The following is a 17,783-nucleotide window of genomic DNA, read 5'->3' on the forward strand; positions in this document are numbered from 1 at the left end:
GGAGTGGATTTCGTTGAAAATTGGAACACAAAATCAAGCATTTTTTCCAGAAAATATTAAAGAAAAATTTAAATACTTAAAAGAAATTGGTTTTGAAGGTTTTGAAATCGATGGCAAGTATTTAGTTGATAATTTAGAAGAAGTTAAACAAGCAATCGCTGAGACTGGCTTACCGGTAACGACAGCTTGTGGTGGTTATTATGGTTGGATTGGTGATTTTATTGAAGAGCGTCGTTTAAAAGGTTTAGCAGATATTGAAGAAATTCTAAAAGCTTTAAAAGAAGTTGGAGGAAAAGGTATCGTTGTACCTGCAGCTTGGGGAATGTTTACATTCCGATTACCACCTATGTCTTCTCCAAGAAGTCTAGAAGGAGATCGCAAAGCAGTTACTGAATCACTAGTTTTTCTAGATAAAGTGGCTGGTGAAACTGGAACGACTATTTACTTAGAACCTTTAAATCGCTATCAAGATCATATGATTAATACTTTAGCTGATGCACGTAAATATATTGAAGATAATCAGTTTAAAAACGTCAAAATCATTGCAGATTTTTATCATATGAATATTGAAGAAGATGGTATTTCTGAGGCACTTCACGCTAATCGTGATTTAGTTAAACATATTCACATCGCAGATAACCACCGTTTCCAACCAGGAAGTGGATCTCTTGATTTTAAAAAGTATTTTGACCAACTTAAAGAAGATGAGTACGAAGGCTTTTTAACATTTGAATGTCGTGTAAGAGGAAATAACTTAGAAGATGAATATATTAAAGCATTTCATCATATAAAAGAAGCTTTAAACTTAAAAGGTGAAGCACTGTGATTAAAAAGAAAGTAGCTATTATAGGCGGGGGCCAAATGGCTGAAAAAGTTCACGTTGCTTACTATAAAACTAGAGAAGATTTAGAAATAGTTGCCGTAGTCGGTATAAATGAGAAAGCATTAAAGAGCTTTGCAGAGCGTAATGAGATTCCTAACTATTACACGGATGCTGCTGAAATGTATGCGAATGAAAAACCGGAAATTGTAAGTGTTTGCACTCCGAATAAATTTCATTTTGATAATGTAATGCAGGCGTTAGAAAATAATTGTCATGTTTTTTGTGAAAAACCTCCTGCAATTTTGGCAGAGGATGCAAGAAAAATGTATGAAACAGCTTTAGAAAAAGGGCTTATCCTTGCTTATGACTTTCATCATAGATTTGCTGATGACGTAACGATTATAAAAGAAAAAATAGATCAAGGTTTATTAGGTCAAATTTATTTTGTAAAAGTAAAAGCTTTAAGACGAAATGGAATTCCTGGATGGGGTAGCTTTACTAATAAAGAAATTCAAGGTGGGGGACCTCTAATCGATTTAGGAATTCATATGCTTGATGCTGCACTTTTCGTTATGAATTATCCAAAAGTAAAGAAAGTTACAGCAAAAATGTTTCAAAAGATTGGTACTAAGAAAGATGAAGGTGCATTTGGTAAATGGGACCCATCAAAATTTGAAGTAGAAGATGCTTTATTTTCTTATATAGAGTTAGAGAATGGATGTTTAATTCAGCTTGAAACATCTTTTGCATTAAATATAAAAGAAAAATCAGAAATGAATGTAGAACTATGTGGAGAAGAAGCTGGTGCAACAATGTTCCCAGCTGAAATCTATACAGATGAAAAAGGAGAGCTTGTAACTATATTAAAGAGAGAAGAGGCTGACCCTGACCGTCATATGAAAAGTATGGCAGCCTTTGTTAATCGTTGTCTAGGACAGAATGTTATGATAGCAGATGGAAAACAAGGTTATGCTATCCAACAACTTGTTGAAGCGATCTATCAATCAGCTGAAAAAGGTGAGAGTATATCTTTATGAAAGAAGTAAATGTAATTAACGAAAATAAATTTGATTTACAATCTATTAATAAGTACGCAACGATTATGGCTTTAGGAAATGGCTATTTAGGTTTACGAGCAAGTCATGAGGAATATTATTCAGAACAAACTCGAGGAATGTACGTAGCAGGGGTTTATAATAAATTCACAACAAATGATGTTACAGAAATCGTAAATTTACCAGATCTAATTGGTATGAAAATTGAAATAAATGGTGAGATTTTTTCTGTCCTTACAGGTGAAATCCTATCTTATAAGCGTATTTTAAATATGCAAAAAGGTGAACTAACAAGAGAAGTCGTATGGAAAAACAAAGATGGTAACCGTTTTTGTTTAAAATTTCAACGGTTTGTTTCAAAAGATAATTTACATTTACTTGCATCAAAAATTACTGTGATTAGTTTGGATTGCGATGCATCAATTAAAATAACAACTGGTATTGATGCACAAACGTCCAATTTTGGAAAGCAACACCTTTTAGAAGAAAATATTCGTGTAATCGATAAAAAAATAATGCATGCTGTATATAGAACGACTGAAAGTAATCATACAATCGCTTTAGCAACTTCGTGTAATGTACCTAGAACTAGTGATGTTTCTTTTGTGGCAAAGAATCGTCAACTTATGGCAATCATTAAACAAGATTTAACCGTTGATCAGCCGTTCGAATTAGAAAAAATAAGTGCAGTCTATACTTCAATTGATAAGTTAGAACAAGAACCTGCACAAGCTAGTATTCAGGCTGTTCAAGACAATAGTTCAGTTGGATACGATCGTCTACTAGAAAGTTCAGCTATTAAGTGGAATCATTTTTGGGAACAAAAGCGTGTTAGCATTTCTTCAAAGGAAGAGATTGATCAAATCGCAATAGACTTTTCACTTTACCATATTGAAATAATGACACCATCACATGATGAAAGATTTAGTGTTGGAGCAAAAGGTTTAACAGGTGAAGGATACAAAGGACATGTATTTTGGGATACGGAAATTTTTATTGCACCTTTTCACTTATTCACTGAACCAGAAGTAGCAAGAAAATTATTAACATATCGATATCTTCATATAAAAGAAGCAAAAGATAAGGCTACTAAAAATGGTTATGCTGGAGCTCTTTTCCCATGGGAAAGTGCATACTCTGGAATGGAGGAAACTCCTGAATATGCAGCTATTAATATATTAACTGGTACTCGTCAAAAGGTTGCTTCGTCTATAGCTGAGCATCATATTGTAGCTGATATTGCATTTGCAGTATGTCAATACTATGAAAATACACATGATGAAGTATTTATGGCAAATGAAGGTTTAGAATTGTTAAAGGAAACTGCACGTTTTTGGATTAGTCGTACGACTGCTGAAAATGAACTACTTTCAATTAATGATGTAATTGGACCAGATGAATATACAGAACATATTAACAACAATGCTTATACGAACTATATGGCTTATTATAATGTTCAACAAGCATTATGCTATATGGAAAAATATAATAAAATCGAAGAAGACCTAGTAAAGAGCGGAAATGACTTTTTAAATCGACTTTACTTACCACAACCAAACGAAGACAAGATTATTCCACAGGATGATACATTTTTAACAAAACCTGAGATTGATTTATCGATTTATAAACAGACACAAGGTAGTCAGGCAATACTCTTTGATTATTCACGACAAGAAATAAATGAGATGCAGATTTTAAAACAGGCCGATGTAGTTATGTTACTATATCTATTCCCAAATTTATTTGAAGAAGATGTAATCAAAAAGAATTTGCATTATTATGAGGAGCATACAATTCATGATTCATCACTTAGTAAAGCGATTCATGCAATTGTTGCTGCAAGATATGGCGAAAAAGAAAATGCTTATCGACTTTTTCAAGAAGCTTGCTTAATCGATTTAGGACCTAATCCGAAGTCATCCGATGAAGGAATTCATGCAGCATCTCTAGGTGCTAATTGGTTAGCAACAATCTTTGGTTTTGCAAACATTACGGTGGAAGCTAATAAGTTAAAGATTAATCCAAACTTACCTAAAAATTGGGACAAACTTTCTTTCCCGCTCCATTGGCAAGGTATAAATCTTGAGATTTCAATTACGCACGAATCTGTAACGGTGACTAAACAAACTGATACAGAAGTTGCGATTGAAATTAACGGAGAATTATTTAACTTAACAGATCAAATTATCGCTTCACTTTAAGGAGGAGGACAAATGAAAGTAGTTATATTACCGGATTCCTTTAAAGAAAGCTTGGATGCAACGAATGTAGCTAATGCCATTCATAAAGGCTTTCATACCGTATTCCCGAATGCAGAGTATCATTTATTACCATTGGCTGACGGAGGGGAGGGCACTGTTCAAGCTTTAATCGCTTCAAATGGTGGAGAAGTAGAGACCATTAATGTAACAGGCCCACTTAATGAAACTGTTCAAGCTAAAATTGCATTTTCTAAGGATAATAAAACGGCATTTATCGAAATGGCTGAAGCTTGTGGTTTGCATCTTGTACCACTTGAAAAACGTGATCCATTACAAACTACTTCTTTTGGTGTTGGCGAATTAATTCTTTATGCTATTGAGCGTGGAGCTTCTGAGCTTATTGTTGGTGTTGGAGGTAGCTCAACAAATGATGGTGGGATTGGGATGGCTCAAGCGTTAGGCTACCAATTCTTCGATCAAAATGGTGGGGAAATTGAATGTAATGGTGAGGCATTGCTAAAAGTAGCTTCAATGTCTGATGAAAACAAGCCACCACTACTAGATAATGTGAAAATCACGATTGCGGCAGATGTTGTTAATCCATTGATTGGTAGAAATGGAGCAACCTATATATTTGGACCACAGAAAGGACTTTCTGAGGAACAATTAGCTACAATGGATGAAGCAATGGGAAATTTCTATCAGATTGCCGAGGATTATCTAAATAAATCTGTCTCAGAGTTCCCCGGTAGTGGAGCTGGTGGGGGCATGGGTGCAGGCCTAATGCTATTCGCAAATGCTTCAATCAAAAAAGGGATCGAACTGGTTCTTGAACAATTAAATGTTAAAGAAATATGTAAGGATGCTGACATCATAATTGTAGGAGAAGGCAGAATGGATGGACAAACAATTTTTGGTAAGGCACCTGTTGGGGCGGCTGCTTGTGCCCCATCTAATGCGAAAGTAATTGCCATTTGTGGAAGTATAGGTGATGGAATAGAGGAAATGTATAAACACGGAATCGATGCCATTTTTCCTACAATTCCTGCAATCTTACCGATTGAAGATGTTATGAAGAACGCATTTGAAAATATTGAAAGAACTGCGAGAAATATAGCTATTTTGCTAAAATAATTGAAAATAAAAAAGCAGAAAAACTTTGGAAGAGTTTTCTGCTTTTATTTTTTATTTTGGCTCTGTTAAAGTAAATTGTTGATTTTTGATCCATGATGACTCATGAGTAAATAGCGTATAACAAATGTGGTTCATTTAAATAGCAAAGGCATTATTTTCTTATCGAAAACTAGTTATTATTTATGAATTTACTAATGTAATAGCCTATCAATAATGTGAAAATAATTGCAGTATTCAAATAACCCGGTAAAAATTTTAACATCCATAGACTTAATATAAAAGTAGCCACTGTTAAGTGTTCGATGTACTTTGTATGACTTGATTTTTTTATTAGTCACAATAATTATATAAGCAATTGGTGGAACTATAAAACAAATAGTAGTAATAATCTTATCTCGCAAATACCAAGGTATTGATTCATAATATTAAGTCTCTAAAAATTCTTTTTTGTTATACCTTATCAGTATAAACATGCTATTTATACACTATCATCTTAAAAGAAAATTTACTTAATTATTATTAAATTACATTATTTTTACAATTTCTTGTTAACATTGATGCCTTTTGTGCAACAAAAAAAGATCGACTAAAATGTCGATCTTTTTATTGAGCTAAAGCACCCTTTAATGAAATAACTAGAATTAAAAAGGAAACGTTTCACCCCCTAGCATTTGGGCCATTTAATACATTTACTTTGTAAGTACACCTCTTTGTAATAGTTGATAGGCTTTCAATGCTATTTCAGTGTTTAATCTGTTCTCTGGCAGATCAAAATCAAAACCAATAATTTGTTTTATTTTTTCAAGTCGATAATAAATAGTTTGTCTTACTGTATCTAAATATTGAGCTGTAAGCTGCTTAGAACGTTCAAATTCAAAGTATTTTGTTAAAGTTAGAATCAATTCCGTACCGTATTTCTTATCGTAATCAATTAAAGGTGAGAGGTAGTCCTCAATAAAGTTGGCGGTCTCTTGATCCTGCTGAATCAAGAGAAGAAGACGAAATATACCAAGATCCTCATAAAAAACACTTGATGAAAGTGTTCGATAATTTAATGCTGCCTGTGCTTCTCGATAGCCATTATGAGCATCTGTAAGTAACTGATATTGTCGTCCAACGCCTATACTGATTTGAGCAGACTCCCCCACTTTAACATTTAGCAATGTATCGATCACTTTTAGGAATCGAGCCTTAGAGGATTCAGCTTTATCCAGATCAATAGCTAATACGATTATCTGATTTCTTATTGATGTGATATAGGATGTAAAAGACCTTTTTACGAACTCAGATCGAATTTTTAAAGAATAATGATAAATCACATTGTCAGGATCTTCATCCAATAAACTTAATGAAGATGGGTGAACAATATCTTGGATATCAATGATTACGATTCGATAACGTAGAGAATATGAGTGTTTAAATTTTGAAGAAATAAATCCCTTAGCTTGTTCCTCATTATTTAAACGTTTGTAAAGCAGATCATCCAACCATACAGATTCTAATCGTAATCGTTTTTCATCTAAATAATGTTTTCGCAATAAGTCTTGTGAAATTGCGAGAGAGGCACGATCTAGGATTAGAAAATCAAATTCATCAGATTCTCGATCTAGAACCATAACAAGGTACCCCCAAGTTTGGTCCATTGCTCCTATGGGTTGGATAAGAATAGTATGGTTTAACGCCTTCCATTCGACGGGTGCATTATTTGGAATTCGTTCGTGCCAGCATTCTTTATTTTTGTTAATATATTGAATTATGGATTCCTGGAATTCATTTTCTAATCGTGGAATCGAAAAAGGTTTTCCTTCTATAGGAAGATAGATAATGTATGTTTCTGTCTTCTCTTGCAATAGCTTTAAAATTTTAGAAACACCGTTCGTAGTAAGGGAAAACGATTGGAACTTTTTTGAAAGCGAATCCAATGTAATCAACTTCGAATGATGAGCATTAACGATAAACGAATGTAGATCTTGCGTAATTTCAACAAAATTTACAAGTTCTCTAAATATAATGATCGGAAAGTTATACTTATTTGCCATCTCGATCATTTCTTCTGGGATGATTTCGAAGTAGTGTCCAAGTTCTATACATAAACATGATGCGTTGTGTTCAATAAGATTTAACAAAAATGAGGAGTTAGAGGAGTCTTTCCATTCAAACCCAAAGCCAGTGGAAAGGATCAGTTCTCCCCCTTGAAAAATGGTGTCATCAAAATAGGGAATTTCAAGCACATGTGTCCATTTGACTTGACGATTCAACCCATTTGATCCTGCAACTACCTCAGCTTTGGAAAAGAGTGGACGCTTAAGAATATCTTGTATTGTAAGAGTCAAATTAGCTTGCATATGTACCTCCCTCTCATAATTGATTGCTACAAATATAACAATTCTATCATAAACATAATAGAAAGTATAAATCTATCAATACAGTTAAATAATCCTCCATTACCGTTTCTCCCCTTTTTTAATTTTGTATTCACAACCGTTTAGATGTACTTCATAAAAGGTCAAAACAAAACCGTTGTAAAAAAATTAGCATGTAAATTTTAACGCCACGTCTAATGAAAGGGCTGTCATTTTTTTGTAAAATTTAGACAGTTCCAAAAATATTATTAACTAGGAAGGGGAGTTTACCATGATAGTGGGAGTTCCTAAAGAATTAAAAATAGCAGAGACTAGGGTTGGATTAACCCCAAAATGGGTAAAAAAATTAACAGCCTCCGGTCATAAAGTGTTAATACAAAGCATGGCGGGTAAAGGTAGTGGTTTTCCAGATGAGGAATATATTTTCGCTGGTGCCGAAGTAGTAGATACGATTGACGAAGTATATGGGAAGGCAGAATTTGTTGTGAAAGTGAAAGAACTTCAACCGTACGAATACGGTCTTCTTAGAGAAAATCAAATGGTAATGGCTTGGTTTCATTTGGCGGAAGATGTGGATCATGAAATGCTACAGGCATTACTAGATAAAAAAACAATTTCGTTATCAATGGAATTAATTGTTTTACCTGATGGAACTAGACCTACCATTAAACCAATGAGTGAAATTGCAGGTACATTAGCAATGCTTGAAGCAGTAAAGTATGCTCAGTACGGTTATGGAGGAACAGGAATACTTCTACGAAAAATGGCCGGCTTGCCCTCAAGCAAAGTAGTCATACTTGGTGGAGGGAATGCTGGATTCAATGCTGCACAAGTTGCCGTGGGCCTCGGATTAAATGTGACAATCGTAGAAGCATCGATGAATCGAATTGATTATTTAACCAAACAGTTACCACAGGCGGATGTTGTAATGTGGGATAAAGATTTACTGTCTGAATTACTTATTCATACCGATGTTTTAATTAATACAATTTACCCGATGCCAGGAGCTAAATCTCTAGTAACACGAGAAATGGTAGGTAAGATGAAACATAAATCTATGATTATTGATATCACAGGAGTAGGGTTAATTGAAACCTCACATTATACGACTTTAGAAGATCCGATTTATTACGAGCAAGGAGTCTTACATTACTGTGTCCCAAATATGCCTGCTCTCTGTCCGCAAACTTCAACCAATTTAATGTTGATGACGACTGGCCATTATATTTTGAATATTGCCAATCAGGGATTGAAGGATGTTGTAGAAAAAGATGAAATCGTTAGAAACTGTATCAGCACCTGGAATGGTGAAGTCGTTCATCATGAAGTTGGAATCAATAATAATATGCCATATACAGAAATAAAAAAAATGTTACTATGTGCTAAATAAGAAAAACCTCATATTTGCATTTTCATCAATTTTCAGTAGAAATTAGATATTGAGTAAGTTATAACGAAAGAAAGTATCAGAATTCCATAAAGATGCCAAAGTTTAGATTTTTCAGGAGTTATAATAAATGTGAGATGTTCCACGAATGAACTTTTCATTCTATAGGATGGAATTCACCATGGAAAAATGGGGAAACACGTTTTATAGTTTGATACATAATTTAGATTGATAACTGGCATCTTATTGGATTTATTTTTTCTTTAAGTGTAAATATTTATGGAGCATGTGGGAAAAAGTTAAATAGGGTTAAATCAGATAATAGGGGAAGGTATTTTATATGTCAGACATACGAAAAATGGATAGAACATTGACACTCATTCCGGTTGTTTTGTTTGGTTTTTCATTTATGGGGTTAACTACAGCTTTCACTACATATGGTATTGCGGCTGAGGTCTCCCATGGTATAGTTCCAGGAGCCATGATCGTTGCTTTATTGGTAATGATGTTTACTGCTTATAGTTACGGGAAGATGTCAATTGCGTTTCCCTCCTCTGGGTCTGCTTATGTTTATGCGCAAAAATCGATTAGCCCTCATGTTGGATTTATTGTTGGATGGGCAATCTTAATGGATTATTTATTTTTGCCAATGGTAAATTACCTGGCTTTTGGTATCTTTTTCTCAGCTGCATTTCCGGCAATTCCAAATTACGTATGGATACTTGGCATGTTATTGATTGTCACTTTTATTAATATTAAAGGTTTGAATTTTGCAACAAGTGTAAATGCCCTTTTAACGATTTTTGCTTTTCTTTTTATCCTTATTTTTATAGGGTTCTCTATTAAGGAAGTTTTTAGCGGAGAAGGTACAACCTCTCTTATTTCAATTAAGCCATTCTTTAATTCGAAAGAAACTCTTTCTTTTATAATAGCAGGAGCATCACTTTTAAGCTTCTGTTTCCTTGGATTTGAATCCATTACAGCGTTTGCAGAAGAGACAGTGAATCCTAAAAAAACAATTCCTCGAGCTGTTATTCTTGTTACTATTGTTAGTGGATTAATCTTTACATGTGTTGCATATTTCTCATACCTAGTCTGGCCCGATTATAACACATTCCAAAATGCTGATTCGGCTGCTCACGAAATTATTACGCTTGTCGGTGGAAAGACGTTGTACTCTGTATATCTTGCACTTTATGCATTAGCTGTTTTGGGGAGCGCTATGTCATCTCAGGCCAGTTGTGCACGAGTCCTTTATACGATGGGGCGGGATGAGCAGTTACCCAGAAGGTTCTTCGGCACCCTGCACCCAAAATATAAAACACCTGTAAATAATGTTCTAATCATTAGTCTTTTCTCTTTACTTGCCTTATTTTTAAGTTTAGATCTTGTAGCATCATTCATTAATTTCGGGGCATTTCTTGCATATGCTAGTGTTAATATTGCAGTAATTGTCCATTATTTTATTAGAAATAGAGAGCGTTCGTTAAAAGGAATTATTTTATATTTAATTGTTCCTGCTATTGGGGCCGTTCTTGATATAGTACTACTTTTTCATCTTGATATACACTCAAAAATACTTGGATTAGGTTGGGTAATACTAGGTTTCATTTATTTACTTGCATTGACGAAAGGATTTAAACAACAACCACCGGAATTGAAATTAGAAGAAAGCGTTTAAAAAAATTAGAAGGTTGGGCAATTTGCCCAACCTTCTTTGTGTGTACATGGATCCCAAATCATTATTTATCATGCAAATAACATCTAAAGTGACAGCATTTTAAAAATTCGTCTGGGGTATACCCAAAATGAACAAATTTTCTCAAGAAAAATAAATGTTTCCTTGAGGCGACTAGGGAATATAAGTAAAATTCAATTTGAAATTATGCAAATGGCTCGTATATTGAGGTAGCGTCTGGAAACCGGGTTAACAATGGTAAGGAATTGCAATATTAAAAAACTTAATATCTCATTATTACATTTAGAACCCAAGTAATTTATTGTTCGAGTTTACTAATGCGAAAATGTATTACATAGTAATAGTATAGTTTGAATCAAATTCTAAACCAATGTCTTCCCTTAGAAAGTACAACAGATTAACAATCGAAGCTATTCTAGAAGCTTTCATAGAAAAGAAGCTAACTTCCTAATCATTAAACAAAGTTACTGACCTAGTCATAATATCTGTTAAACTTTAAATAAACTGATTAAAGCAAGGAGGAAAATAGATGGAAAGAATTGATATTCAGGAATATATAGAAAATGATCCAATCTTAAAAAAACTGATTGAATTAGAGGAATATCTTTGGTTGAATCCAAATTTTGAGATGTTTCAAAAAGCAATAAAAAAGTCACCACTTACTCAAGAGGATGTAAACGATGCAGATGAACGATTAAAAAGGTTTGCTCCATATATTTCAAAAGTTTTTCCAGAAACAAAAGATACAAATGGCATTATTGAGTCTCCTTTAGTAAAAATTCCTTCTATGAAACAATCGTTAGAGAAAAACTTTCAACAAACTATATTAGGAGAATTATTTTTAAAATGTGATAGCCATTTACCAATATCAGGGTCAATAAAAGCAAGAGGTGGCATTTATGAAATATTAAAGCATGCCGAAAGCCTAGCTTTAGAGCATCAATTATTAACGATTGATGATGATTACTCAAAAATAGATAGTGATATTTTTAGAGAGTTTTTCTCAAACTTCTCAATTGCAGTAGGGTCTACAGGTAATTTAGGTATGAGTATTGGAATAATAAGTGCAAAGTTAGGTTTTAAAGTAACGGTACATATGTCAGCGGATGCAAAGCGATGGAAAAAAGATTTACTTAGAAGTAAAAACGTAAATGTCATTGAGTACGAGGCTGATTATAGTAAAGCAGTAGAAGAAGGTCGAATACAAGCAGAAGCAGATCCTAATTGTTATTTTGTAGACGATGAAAATTCAAATGATTTATTTTTAGGATATGCAGTAGCAGCTTCACGTTTAAAAAAGCAATTTGAAGAATTAGACATTACAATTGATGAAAATCATCCACTATTTGTTTATTTACCTTGCGGAGTTGGAGGAGGTCCTGGTGGTGTTGCATTTGGTTTGAAACTATTATTCAAAGATAATGTTCATTGCTTCTTTGCCGAGCCAACTCATTCTCCATGTATGTTGATTGGATTAATGACTGGACTTCATGATCAAGTTTCTGTACAAGATTTCGGTATTGATAATAAAACAGATGCAGATGGCCTAGCTGTAGGGAGACCATCTGGCTTTGTGGGAAAAATCATTGAGCCTTTTTTAAGTGGTAGCTATACAATTAGTGATGAAAAACTATATACAATGTTAAAAGAGTTAGCTGATACTGAGGATCTTTATTTAGAACCGTCAGCGCTAGCTGGTATGATCGGTCCAATTAAATTATTTAATGAGGGCCATAATTATTTACTAAAAAATAATTTGTTGAAAAAAATGAAGAATAGTACCCATGTTATTTGGGGGACAGGTGGTAGTATGGTCCCGGAAAAAATGATGAAAGAGTACTATCAAAAAGGGTCTCTTTTTAAATAAAATAGATAGTGTAAAATTTTACTAATATTTTAAAAGTGAAAAAATTCTTTTAATGCAGAATAATTTGACATATATTTGTATATGTAAATAAGTTTTCTATTTAGATTTTGACGCAAGATATTTTCTTTTTAATTGGTTCTGTTTAAAAATTAATTAATTACTTTAATAAAGCCATTCCGTCATGAGCGGACTGGCTTCAGTGCATTTTATATAATACCCTATTGGGTATTGGAATACTCGGTTTTATCATAATTACTAAACAGAGCCTTCCGATTAAAAAGCACAAAACATTTTCTTATTAGGAGCGATAAAATTGAATTTAGAAAAGTATTTTTCACAATTTAGAAAAGAGATTATTGGAAATGAAAAAACATTCTTATCGCCATTTGGTGAAAAGAAAATTATTTATTTAGATTGGGCTGCGAGCGGTAGGTTATATGGACCTGTTGAAGAAAAATTAGTTTCAACTTTTGGGCCATATGTTGCAAATACGCATACGGAATCAAATATAACTGGAAGCACGATGACGAATTGTTATCATGAAGCATTACAGATCATAAAGGAACATGTGAATGCAAGCGCTTCCGACACAATCATAACAGATGGATCAGGAATGACTGGCGTTATGAATAAGTTTCAACGTATTTTAGGGCTGAAAATACATGAAAATTTCCATTTCCGCTTAAGTATACCTGAGGAAGAAAGACCAGTTGTTTTTATAACAAGCATGGAGCATCATAGCAATCATACTTCGTGGTTAGAAACGATTTGTGATGTGGAAGTTGTACCTAATTGTGCGAACAACGTAGTTGATTTAGATTCTTTAAGAGAACGACTTGAGTTTTATAAAAATAAACGAAGAGTAATCGGATCATTCAGTGCTTGTTCTAATGTATCTGGATTAATTACACCTTATCATAAACTAGCTAGACTAATGCATGAATATAATGGCGTTTGTTTTGTGGATTTCTCTGCTTCTGCACCATATGTTGACATTGACATGCATCCTAATGATCCAATGGAAAAGCTGGATGCAATTCTGTTTTCTCCACACAAGTTTTTAGGAGGACCTGGTAGCAGTGGTGTTTTAATATTTGACTCTTCACTGTATCAAAATAAAATTCCAGATCATCCAGGCGGAGGAACTGTTGAATGGACAAATCCATGGGGTGAGAAAAAATACATTAACAATATTCGTGAAAGAGAAGATGGAGGTACTCCAGGGTTTCTGCAAACAATTAGAACAGCTCTTGCAATTAAGGTAAAAAATGCAATGGGTACAGCGAATATATTAAGTCGTGAAGAAGAATTGGCACATATCGTTTTAGAGGAGCTTAGAACAAGTGAAAATGTAATGTTACTTGAAGATTCAAGCAATCCAAGTTTAGGTTTTTATTCCTTTTATTTAAAAGATATTCATCATAATTTAGTCGTTAGATTATTAAATGATCGTTACGGAATTCAAGTGCGAGGTGGCTGTTCATGTGCAGGTACTTATGGACATATGCTACTAAATATAACAAAGGAAATGTCTAAAGCAATTACAGATGAAATTGATAATGGAAATATTAGTGTTAAGCCTGGTTGGATTCGTATGAGTGTTCATCCAACGACGACGAATGAGGAAGTAGTCGTATTCACTAATGCTTTAAAAGATATAATTCAAAATATTGGCGAATGGTCTAAAGATTATATTTATTTAAAAGAGAAAAATGACTTTATCCATAAAGACGAAGCAGTTATGGAAGTCGGTACTTATTTTGAGATTGAAATGACTGTAAAATCTTAAAATTTCAAAGTAACCCGAAAAAAAGATCACATTATTGTGATCTTTTTTGTTCATATCTACTTTTCACTCACTAAAAGAAGATTAATTTATATAAAATTAATTGATTGACATTATACCCTAAGGGGTATATATTCTAAGTAAGAATATTGCACATATATTCTAAAATAAATGCTTAGGCTTTATTTAGTTTTCTTTAGTTAGGGGTGATTTAATGAAATATGATGATCCAGTAAAAAATAGAATAAAGCGAATTGAGGGACAGATTCGTGGAATTTTAAAAATGATGGAAGAAGACAAAGACTGTAAAGATGTTATTACACAGTTATCAGCAGTTAAATCAGCTTTGGATCGTACGATTGGAGTAGTAGTAAGTTCAAACTTAGTTGATTGTGTCCGAAATGCGAATGAAAACGGGCAGGATGCCGAAGATTTAGTGAAAGAAGCAGTAAATTTACTTGTAAAAAGTAGATAAAATATAAATTGACACCATTTTTTATTTTTAATATCATATACCCATAGGGGTAATAGTATATATAAATATATTTTTTTGTTTTGTTGCATACCCTAGTGGGTATAAAGAACGATAAGGAGAAAGAATATGACAACTAAGAAAACTAATATTATTTTATTTAGTGGAGATTATGACAAAGCAATGGCTGCCTACATTATTGCAAACGGTGCAGCAGCTTTTGATCATGAAGTAACTATTTTTCATACATTTTGGGGATTAAATGCTTTGCGTAAAGGTGAGCATGTAGCAACAAAAAAAGGTTTTATTGAAAAGATGTTTGGAAAGATGATGCCTAGAGGCGCTGATAAAATGGGTCTTTCTAAAATGAATTTTGCTGGTTTTGGACCAAAAATGATTAAGGATATTATTAAAAAGCATAATGCACTACCTTTACCGCAATTAATTGAAATGGCTCAAGAGCAAGATATAAATTTAGTAGCATGTACAATGACAATGGATCTGTTAGGTCTACAAACCGAAGAGCTATTAGAAAATATTCAGTATGCTGGGGTTGCAGCTTATATTGGTGAAGCAGAAGAAGGTCAGGTTAATTTATTCATTTAAATTTGAAAGGATTTGAATAACATGAAAGAAATTACTGCGATTGAGCTTGAAAATGAATTGAAAACTGGAACAGATGTAACTATTATCGATGTTCGTGAGGTAGATGAAGTTGCAGCAGGGAAAATCCAAGAAGCTATTCATATTCCACTTGGATTAATTGAATTTCGATTACACGAATTAGATAAATCAAAAGAATATATTATGGTTTGTCGTTCAGGTGCAAGAAGTGGTCGTGCAACGGAATTTCTACAATCTCATGGGTTTAACGCTAAAAACATGATAGGCGGAATGCTTTCTTGGGAAGGAAACGTAGAATAACTTTTTTTTGATTAAATAGATACCCCAAGCGGTATTTTAAGTATGGAGGATGTCAGATGGAACTGATTAAATCAAATGTGAAATTGGATGCAAAAGGATTAGCTTGTCCAATGCCGATTGTGAAAACTAGAAAAGCAATGAAGGAATTAGAAAATGGGCAAGTAATTGAGGTTCAAGCGACGGATAAAGGATCTAAAGCAGACATTAAAGCTTGGGCGGAAAGCACGGGAAATCAATACCTAGGAACAATCGAAAATGGAGAAGTATTGCTTCATTATTTAAGAAAATCTTCAGATGAAAATACAATTGAAAAAAAGTTTGAAAATGTAGTTACGAACGATGATTTAAACGAGAAGCTACAAAATGAAAATATAATCGTTTTAGATGTAAGAGAAGAAGCGGAATATGTGTTTAATCATATACCAAAGGCGGTATCAATCCCTTTAGGTGAATTAGAGAACCGATTGTCAGAGCTAGATAAAGATAACGAAATTTATATCATTTGCAGAACAGGTAACCGTAGTGATTTTGCTGCTCAATTATTAGTTTCGAGTGGTTTTACAAACGTGTTTAATGTAGTACCTGGAATGACTGAGTGGTCTGGGGAAACAGTGAGCATAAAAGGTTAATCTAATTTTTTTGAAAAAAATTATACTATAGGGGGTATTGAGGATGGCAGTCAAATCAATGTCTGCAAAAGAGATTACAAAAAAAATATTTGATAAAGAAGAACTATTCATTTTAGATGTCCGAAATACTGACGATTATAATGATTGGAAAATAGAAGGTTCAAATTTTGAACATTTAAATATACCTTATTTTGATTTACTTGATGGAGTTGAAGATATATTAGATAAGATTCCTACAAGTACAGATGTTTTAGTTGTGTGTGCTAAAGAAGGCTCTTCCATCATGATTGCAGAGATGCTTTCAGACGAGGGACTAGACGTAGCTTACCTTCAAGGCGGTATGAAAGAGTGGAGTGAACATCTAGAACCAGTAAAAATTGCAGATTTGATAAACGGTGGAGAACTGTATCAATTTGTCAGAATTGGTAAGGGATGTTTATCCTATATGGTTATCTCAAGTAATGAGGCTGCTATAATTGATTCCACTCGAATGACGGATATCTACATTGATTTTGCAAATACGAAGAGCGCAAAAATCACAAATGTATTTGATACTCATCTTCATGCAGACCATATTTCTGGTGGAAGAAAAATTGCTGAGATTACAGGAGCAACTTACTGGTTGCCTCCAAAGGATGCTACAGAGGTTACTTTTGAATATAGTCCATTAGAAGATGGGAATAAGGTAGTGATTGGTGAAACAGCAATCAGTATTGAGGCTTTTTATTCACCAGGTCATACAATCGGATCGACTTCATTTGTTATTGATGAAAAGTTCTTACTTTCAGGTGATATTTTATTTATCGATTCAATTGGGAGACCAGATCTTGCTGGTATGGCAGAGGATTGGGTAAGGGACTTACGTGAAACCCTATATAAAAAATACAGAAATTTATCGCTTGAATTAACCGTGCTTCCATCACACTTTATGGTGATTAGTGAACTGAACGAAGATGGTAGTGTTTATAAAAAACTCGGATATTTGTTTGATCAGAATCATGGGTTGAACATTGAGAGTGAAAGTGAATTTAGAAAGTTAGTAACTGAGAACTTACCACCACAACCAAACTCATATCAAGAAATCCGTGAAGTAAATATGGGTAAAATTAGCTTAAATGAAGAAAAACAGAGAGAAATGGAAATCGGTCCAAATCGCTGTGCAGTACGATAATGAAACTTGGAGGAAAATAATATGGAATCTACAAAATTATTAGATGCAAAGGGCTTAGCATGTCCAATTCCAATTGTAAAAACAAGAAAAGCAATTGCAGAGATTGAAGCAGGCGAAGTACTAGAAATTCATGTTACTGATAAAGGTGCTAAAAATGACCTTGCAGCTTGGGCTAAATCAGGTGGACACGAATTATTAAATTATAAAGAAGAAGACAATGTTTTAAAATTTTGGATTAAAAAGGGATAAGTTAATAGATTAAGTTGAAAAGG

At 33.5% G+C, this 17,783-nt stretch carries 15 protein-coding genes; 14 read left to right on the forward strand and 1 reads right to left on the reverse strand.

Annotated elements, in window-relative coordinates; translation table 11 throughout:
• Nucleotides 1-13: 13 nt before the first annotated feature.
• From AB1282_RS09505 to AB1282_RS09520, 4 genes are read left to right on the forward strand one after another with little or no spacing between them, the layout of a single operon-like run.
• Complete coding sequence (locus AB1282_RS09505) at nucleotides 14-826, forward strand: sugar phosphate isomerase/epimerase family protein (protein ID WP_429898971.1); 813 nt, start codon at nucleotides 14-16, stop codon at nucleotides 824-826.
• On the forward strand, nucleotides 826-1,860 hold the full coding sequence (locus tag AB1282_RS09510) for a Gfo/Idh/MocA family protein (protein ID WP_429901110.1): 1,035 nt from the start codon (nucleotides 826-828) through the stop codon (nucleotides 1,858-1,860). Before AB1282_RS09505 ends, AB1282_RS09510 begins: the two co-directional genes overlap by 1 nt.
• Nucleotides 1,857-4,079 carry a glycoside hydrolase family 65 protein gene (locus tag AB1282_RS09515; protein ID WP_429898972.1) on the forward strand — a complete coding sequence of 741 codons (2,223 nt, stop codon included), beginning with the start codon at nucleotides 1,857-1,859 and terminating at the stop codon, nucleotides 4,077-4,079. Before AB1282_RS09510 ends, AB1282_RS09515 begins: the two co-directional genes overlap by 4 nt.
• A gap of 12 nt (nucleotides 4,080-4,091) precedes the next feature.
• Nucleotides 4,092-5,213, forward strand: coding sequence for a glycerate kinase (locus AB1282_RS09520; protein WP_429898973.1), 1,122 nt, complete (start codon nucleotides 4,092-4,094; stop codon nucleotides 5,211-5,213).
• Between the two features lie 689 nt (nucleotides 5,214-5,902).
• Here the strand turns inward: AB1282_RS09520 and AB1282_RS09525 are convergent.
• On the reverse strand, nucleotides 5,903-7,558 hold the full coding sequence (locus AB1282_RS09525; protein WP_429898974.1) for a PucR family transcriptional regulator: 1,656 nt from the start codon (nucleotides 7,556-7,558) through the stop codon (nucleotides 5,903-5,905).
• Between the two features lie 289 nt (nucleotides 7,559-7,847).
• Here AB1282_RS09525 and AB1282_RS09530 point away from each other — a divergent pair, with 289 nt between their 5' ends.
• From AB1282_RS09530 to AB1282_RS09575, 10 genes are all read left to right on the forward strand, one after another.
• On the forward strand, nucleotides 7,848-8,966 hold the full coding sequence (locus tag AB1282_RS09530) for an alanine dehydrogenase (RefSeq protein WP_429898975.1): 1,119 nt from the start codon (nucleotides 7,848-7,850) through the stop codon (nucleotides 8,964-8,966).
• 337 nt (nucleotides 8,967-9,303) lie between these two features.
• Nucleotides 9,304-10,644, forward strand: coding sequence for an APC family permease (locus tag AB1282_RS09535; protein ID WP_429898976.1), 1,341 nt, complete (start codon nucleotides 9,304-9,306; stop codon nucleotides 10,642-10,644).
• A gap of 547 nt (nucleotides 10,645-11,191) precedes the next feature.
• The gene (locus AB1282_RS09540; RefSeq protein WP_429898977.1) at nucleotides 11,192-12,529 is read left to right on the forward strand and encodes a D-serine ammonia-lyase; all 1,338 of its coding nucleotides are present in this window, start codon (nucleotides 11,192-11,194) and stop codon (nucleotides 12,527-12,529) included.
• A 313-nt stretch (nucleotides 12,530-12,842) separates the two neighbouring features.
• Nucleotides 12,843-14,318: an aminotransferase class V-fold PLP-dependent enzyme gene (locus AB1282_RS09545; protein ID WP_056467681.1), complete on the forward strand. Its 1,476-nt coding sequence runs from the start codon at nucleotides 12,843-12,845 to the stop codon at nucleotides 14,316-14,318.
• Nucleotides 14,319-14,529: 211 nt separating this feature from the next.
• Entirely contained in the window at nucleotides 14,530-14,790 is a 261-nt protein-coding gene (locus tag AB1282_RS09550) for a metal-sensitive transcriptional regulator (RefSeq protein WP_056467679.1), read from the forward strand.
• Nucleotides 14,791-14,916: 126 nt separating this feature from the next.
• Nucleotides 14,917-15,393, forward strand: coding sequence for a DsrE/DsrF/DrsH-like family protein (locus AB1282_RS09555; RefSeq protein WP_056467677.1), 477 nt, complete (start codon nucleotides 14,917-14,919; stop codon nucleotides 15,391-15,393).
• Nucleotides 15,394-15,414: 21 nt separating this feature from the next.
• A complete protein-coding gene (locus AB1282_RS09560) occupies nucleotides 15,415-15,711 on the forward strand; it encodes a rhodanese-like domain-containing protein (RefSeq protein ID WP_335409165.1) in 297 nt (98 codons plus the stop codon).
• Between the two features lie 56 nt (nucleotides 15,712-15,767).
• Complete coding sequence (locus AB1282_RS09565) at nucleotides 15,768-16,340, forward strand: sulfurtransferase TusA family protein (protein WP_429898978.1); 573 nt, start codon at nucleotides 15,768-15,770, stop codon at nucleotides 16,338-16,340.
• 43 nt (nucleotides 16,341-16,383) lie between these two features.
• Nucleotides 16,384-17,511 carry an MBL fold metallo-hydrolase gene (locus tag AB1282_RS09570; protein ID WP_429898979.1) on the forward strand — a complete coding sequence of 376 codons (1,128 nt, stop codon included), beginning with the start codon at nucleotides 16,384-16,386 and terminating at the stop codon, nucleotides 17,509-17,511.
• 21 nt (nucleotides 17,512-17,532) lie between these two features.
• A complete protein-coding gene (locus tag AB1282_RS09575; protein ID WP_429898980.1) occupies nucleotides 17,533-17,760 on the forward strand; it encodes a sulfurtransferase TusA family protein in 228 nt (75 codons plus the stop codon).
• Nucleotides 17,761-17,783 lie beyond the last annotated feature (23 nt).

The sequence above is a fragment of the Gottfriedia sp. S16(2024) genome (assembly GCF_050473765.1).
Lineage (GTDB): Bacteria > Bacillota > Bacilli > Bacillales > Bacillaceae_G > Gottfriedia.

Excerpts from the sequence above, each read along its gene's own strand:
- AB1282_RS09555 (WP_056467677.1), top strand. The coding sequence starts at position 14,917 with ATGACAACTAAGAAAACTAATATTATTTTATTTAGTGGAGATTATGAC.
- AB1282_RS09560 (WP_335409165.1), top strand. The coding sequence starts at position 15,415 with ATGAAAGAAATTACTGCGATTGAGCTTGAAAATGAATTGAAAACTGGA.
- AB1282_RS09540 (WP_429898977.1), top strand. The coding sequence starts at position 11,192 with ATGGAAAGAATTGATATTCAGGAATATATAGAAAATGATCCAATCTTA.
- AB1282_RS09575 (WP_429898980.1), top strand. The coding sequence starts at position 17,533 with ATGGAATCTACAAAATTATTAGATGCAAAGGGCTTAGCATGTCCAATT.
- AB1282_RS09530 (WP_429898975.1), top strand. The coding sequence starts at position 7,848 with ATGATAGTGGGAGTTCCTAAAGAATTAAAAATAGCAGAGACTAGGGTT.
- AB1282_RS09570 (WP_429898979.1), top strand. The coding sequence starts at position 16,384 with ATGGCAGTCAAATCAATGTCTGCAAAAGAGATTACAAAAAAAATATTT.
- AB1282_RS09525 (WP_429898974.1), bottom strand. The coding sequence starts at position 7,558 with ATGCAAGCTAATTTGACTCTTACAATACAAGATATTCTTAAGCGTCCA.
- AB1282_RS09535 (WP_429898976.1), top strand. The coding sequence starts at position 9,304 with ATGTCAGACATACGAAAAATGGATAGAACATTGACACTCATTCCGGTT.
- AB1282_RS09515 (WP_429898972.1), top strand. The coding sequence starts at position 1,857 with ATGAAAGAAGTAAATGTAATTAACGAAAATAAATTTGATTTACAATCT.
- AB1282_RS09550 (WP_056467679.1), top strand. The coding sequence starts at position 14,530 with ATGAAATATGATGATCCAGTAAAAAATAGAATAAAGCGAATTGAGGGA.
- AB1282_RS09520 (WP_429898973.1), top strand. The coding sequence starts at position 4,092 with ATGAAAGTAGTTATATTACCGGATTCCTTTAAAGAAAGCTTGGATGCA.
- AB1282_RS09565 (WP_429898978.1), top strand. The coding sequence starts at position 15,768 with ATGGAACTGATTAAATCAAATGTGAAATTGGATGCAAAAGGATTAGCT.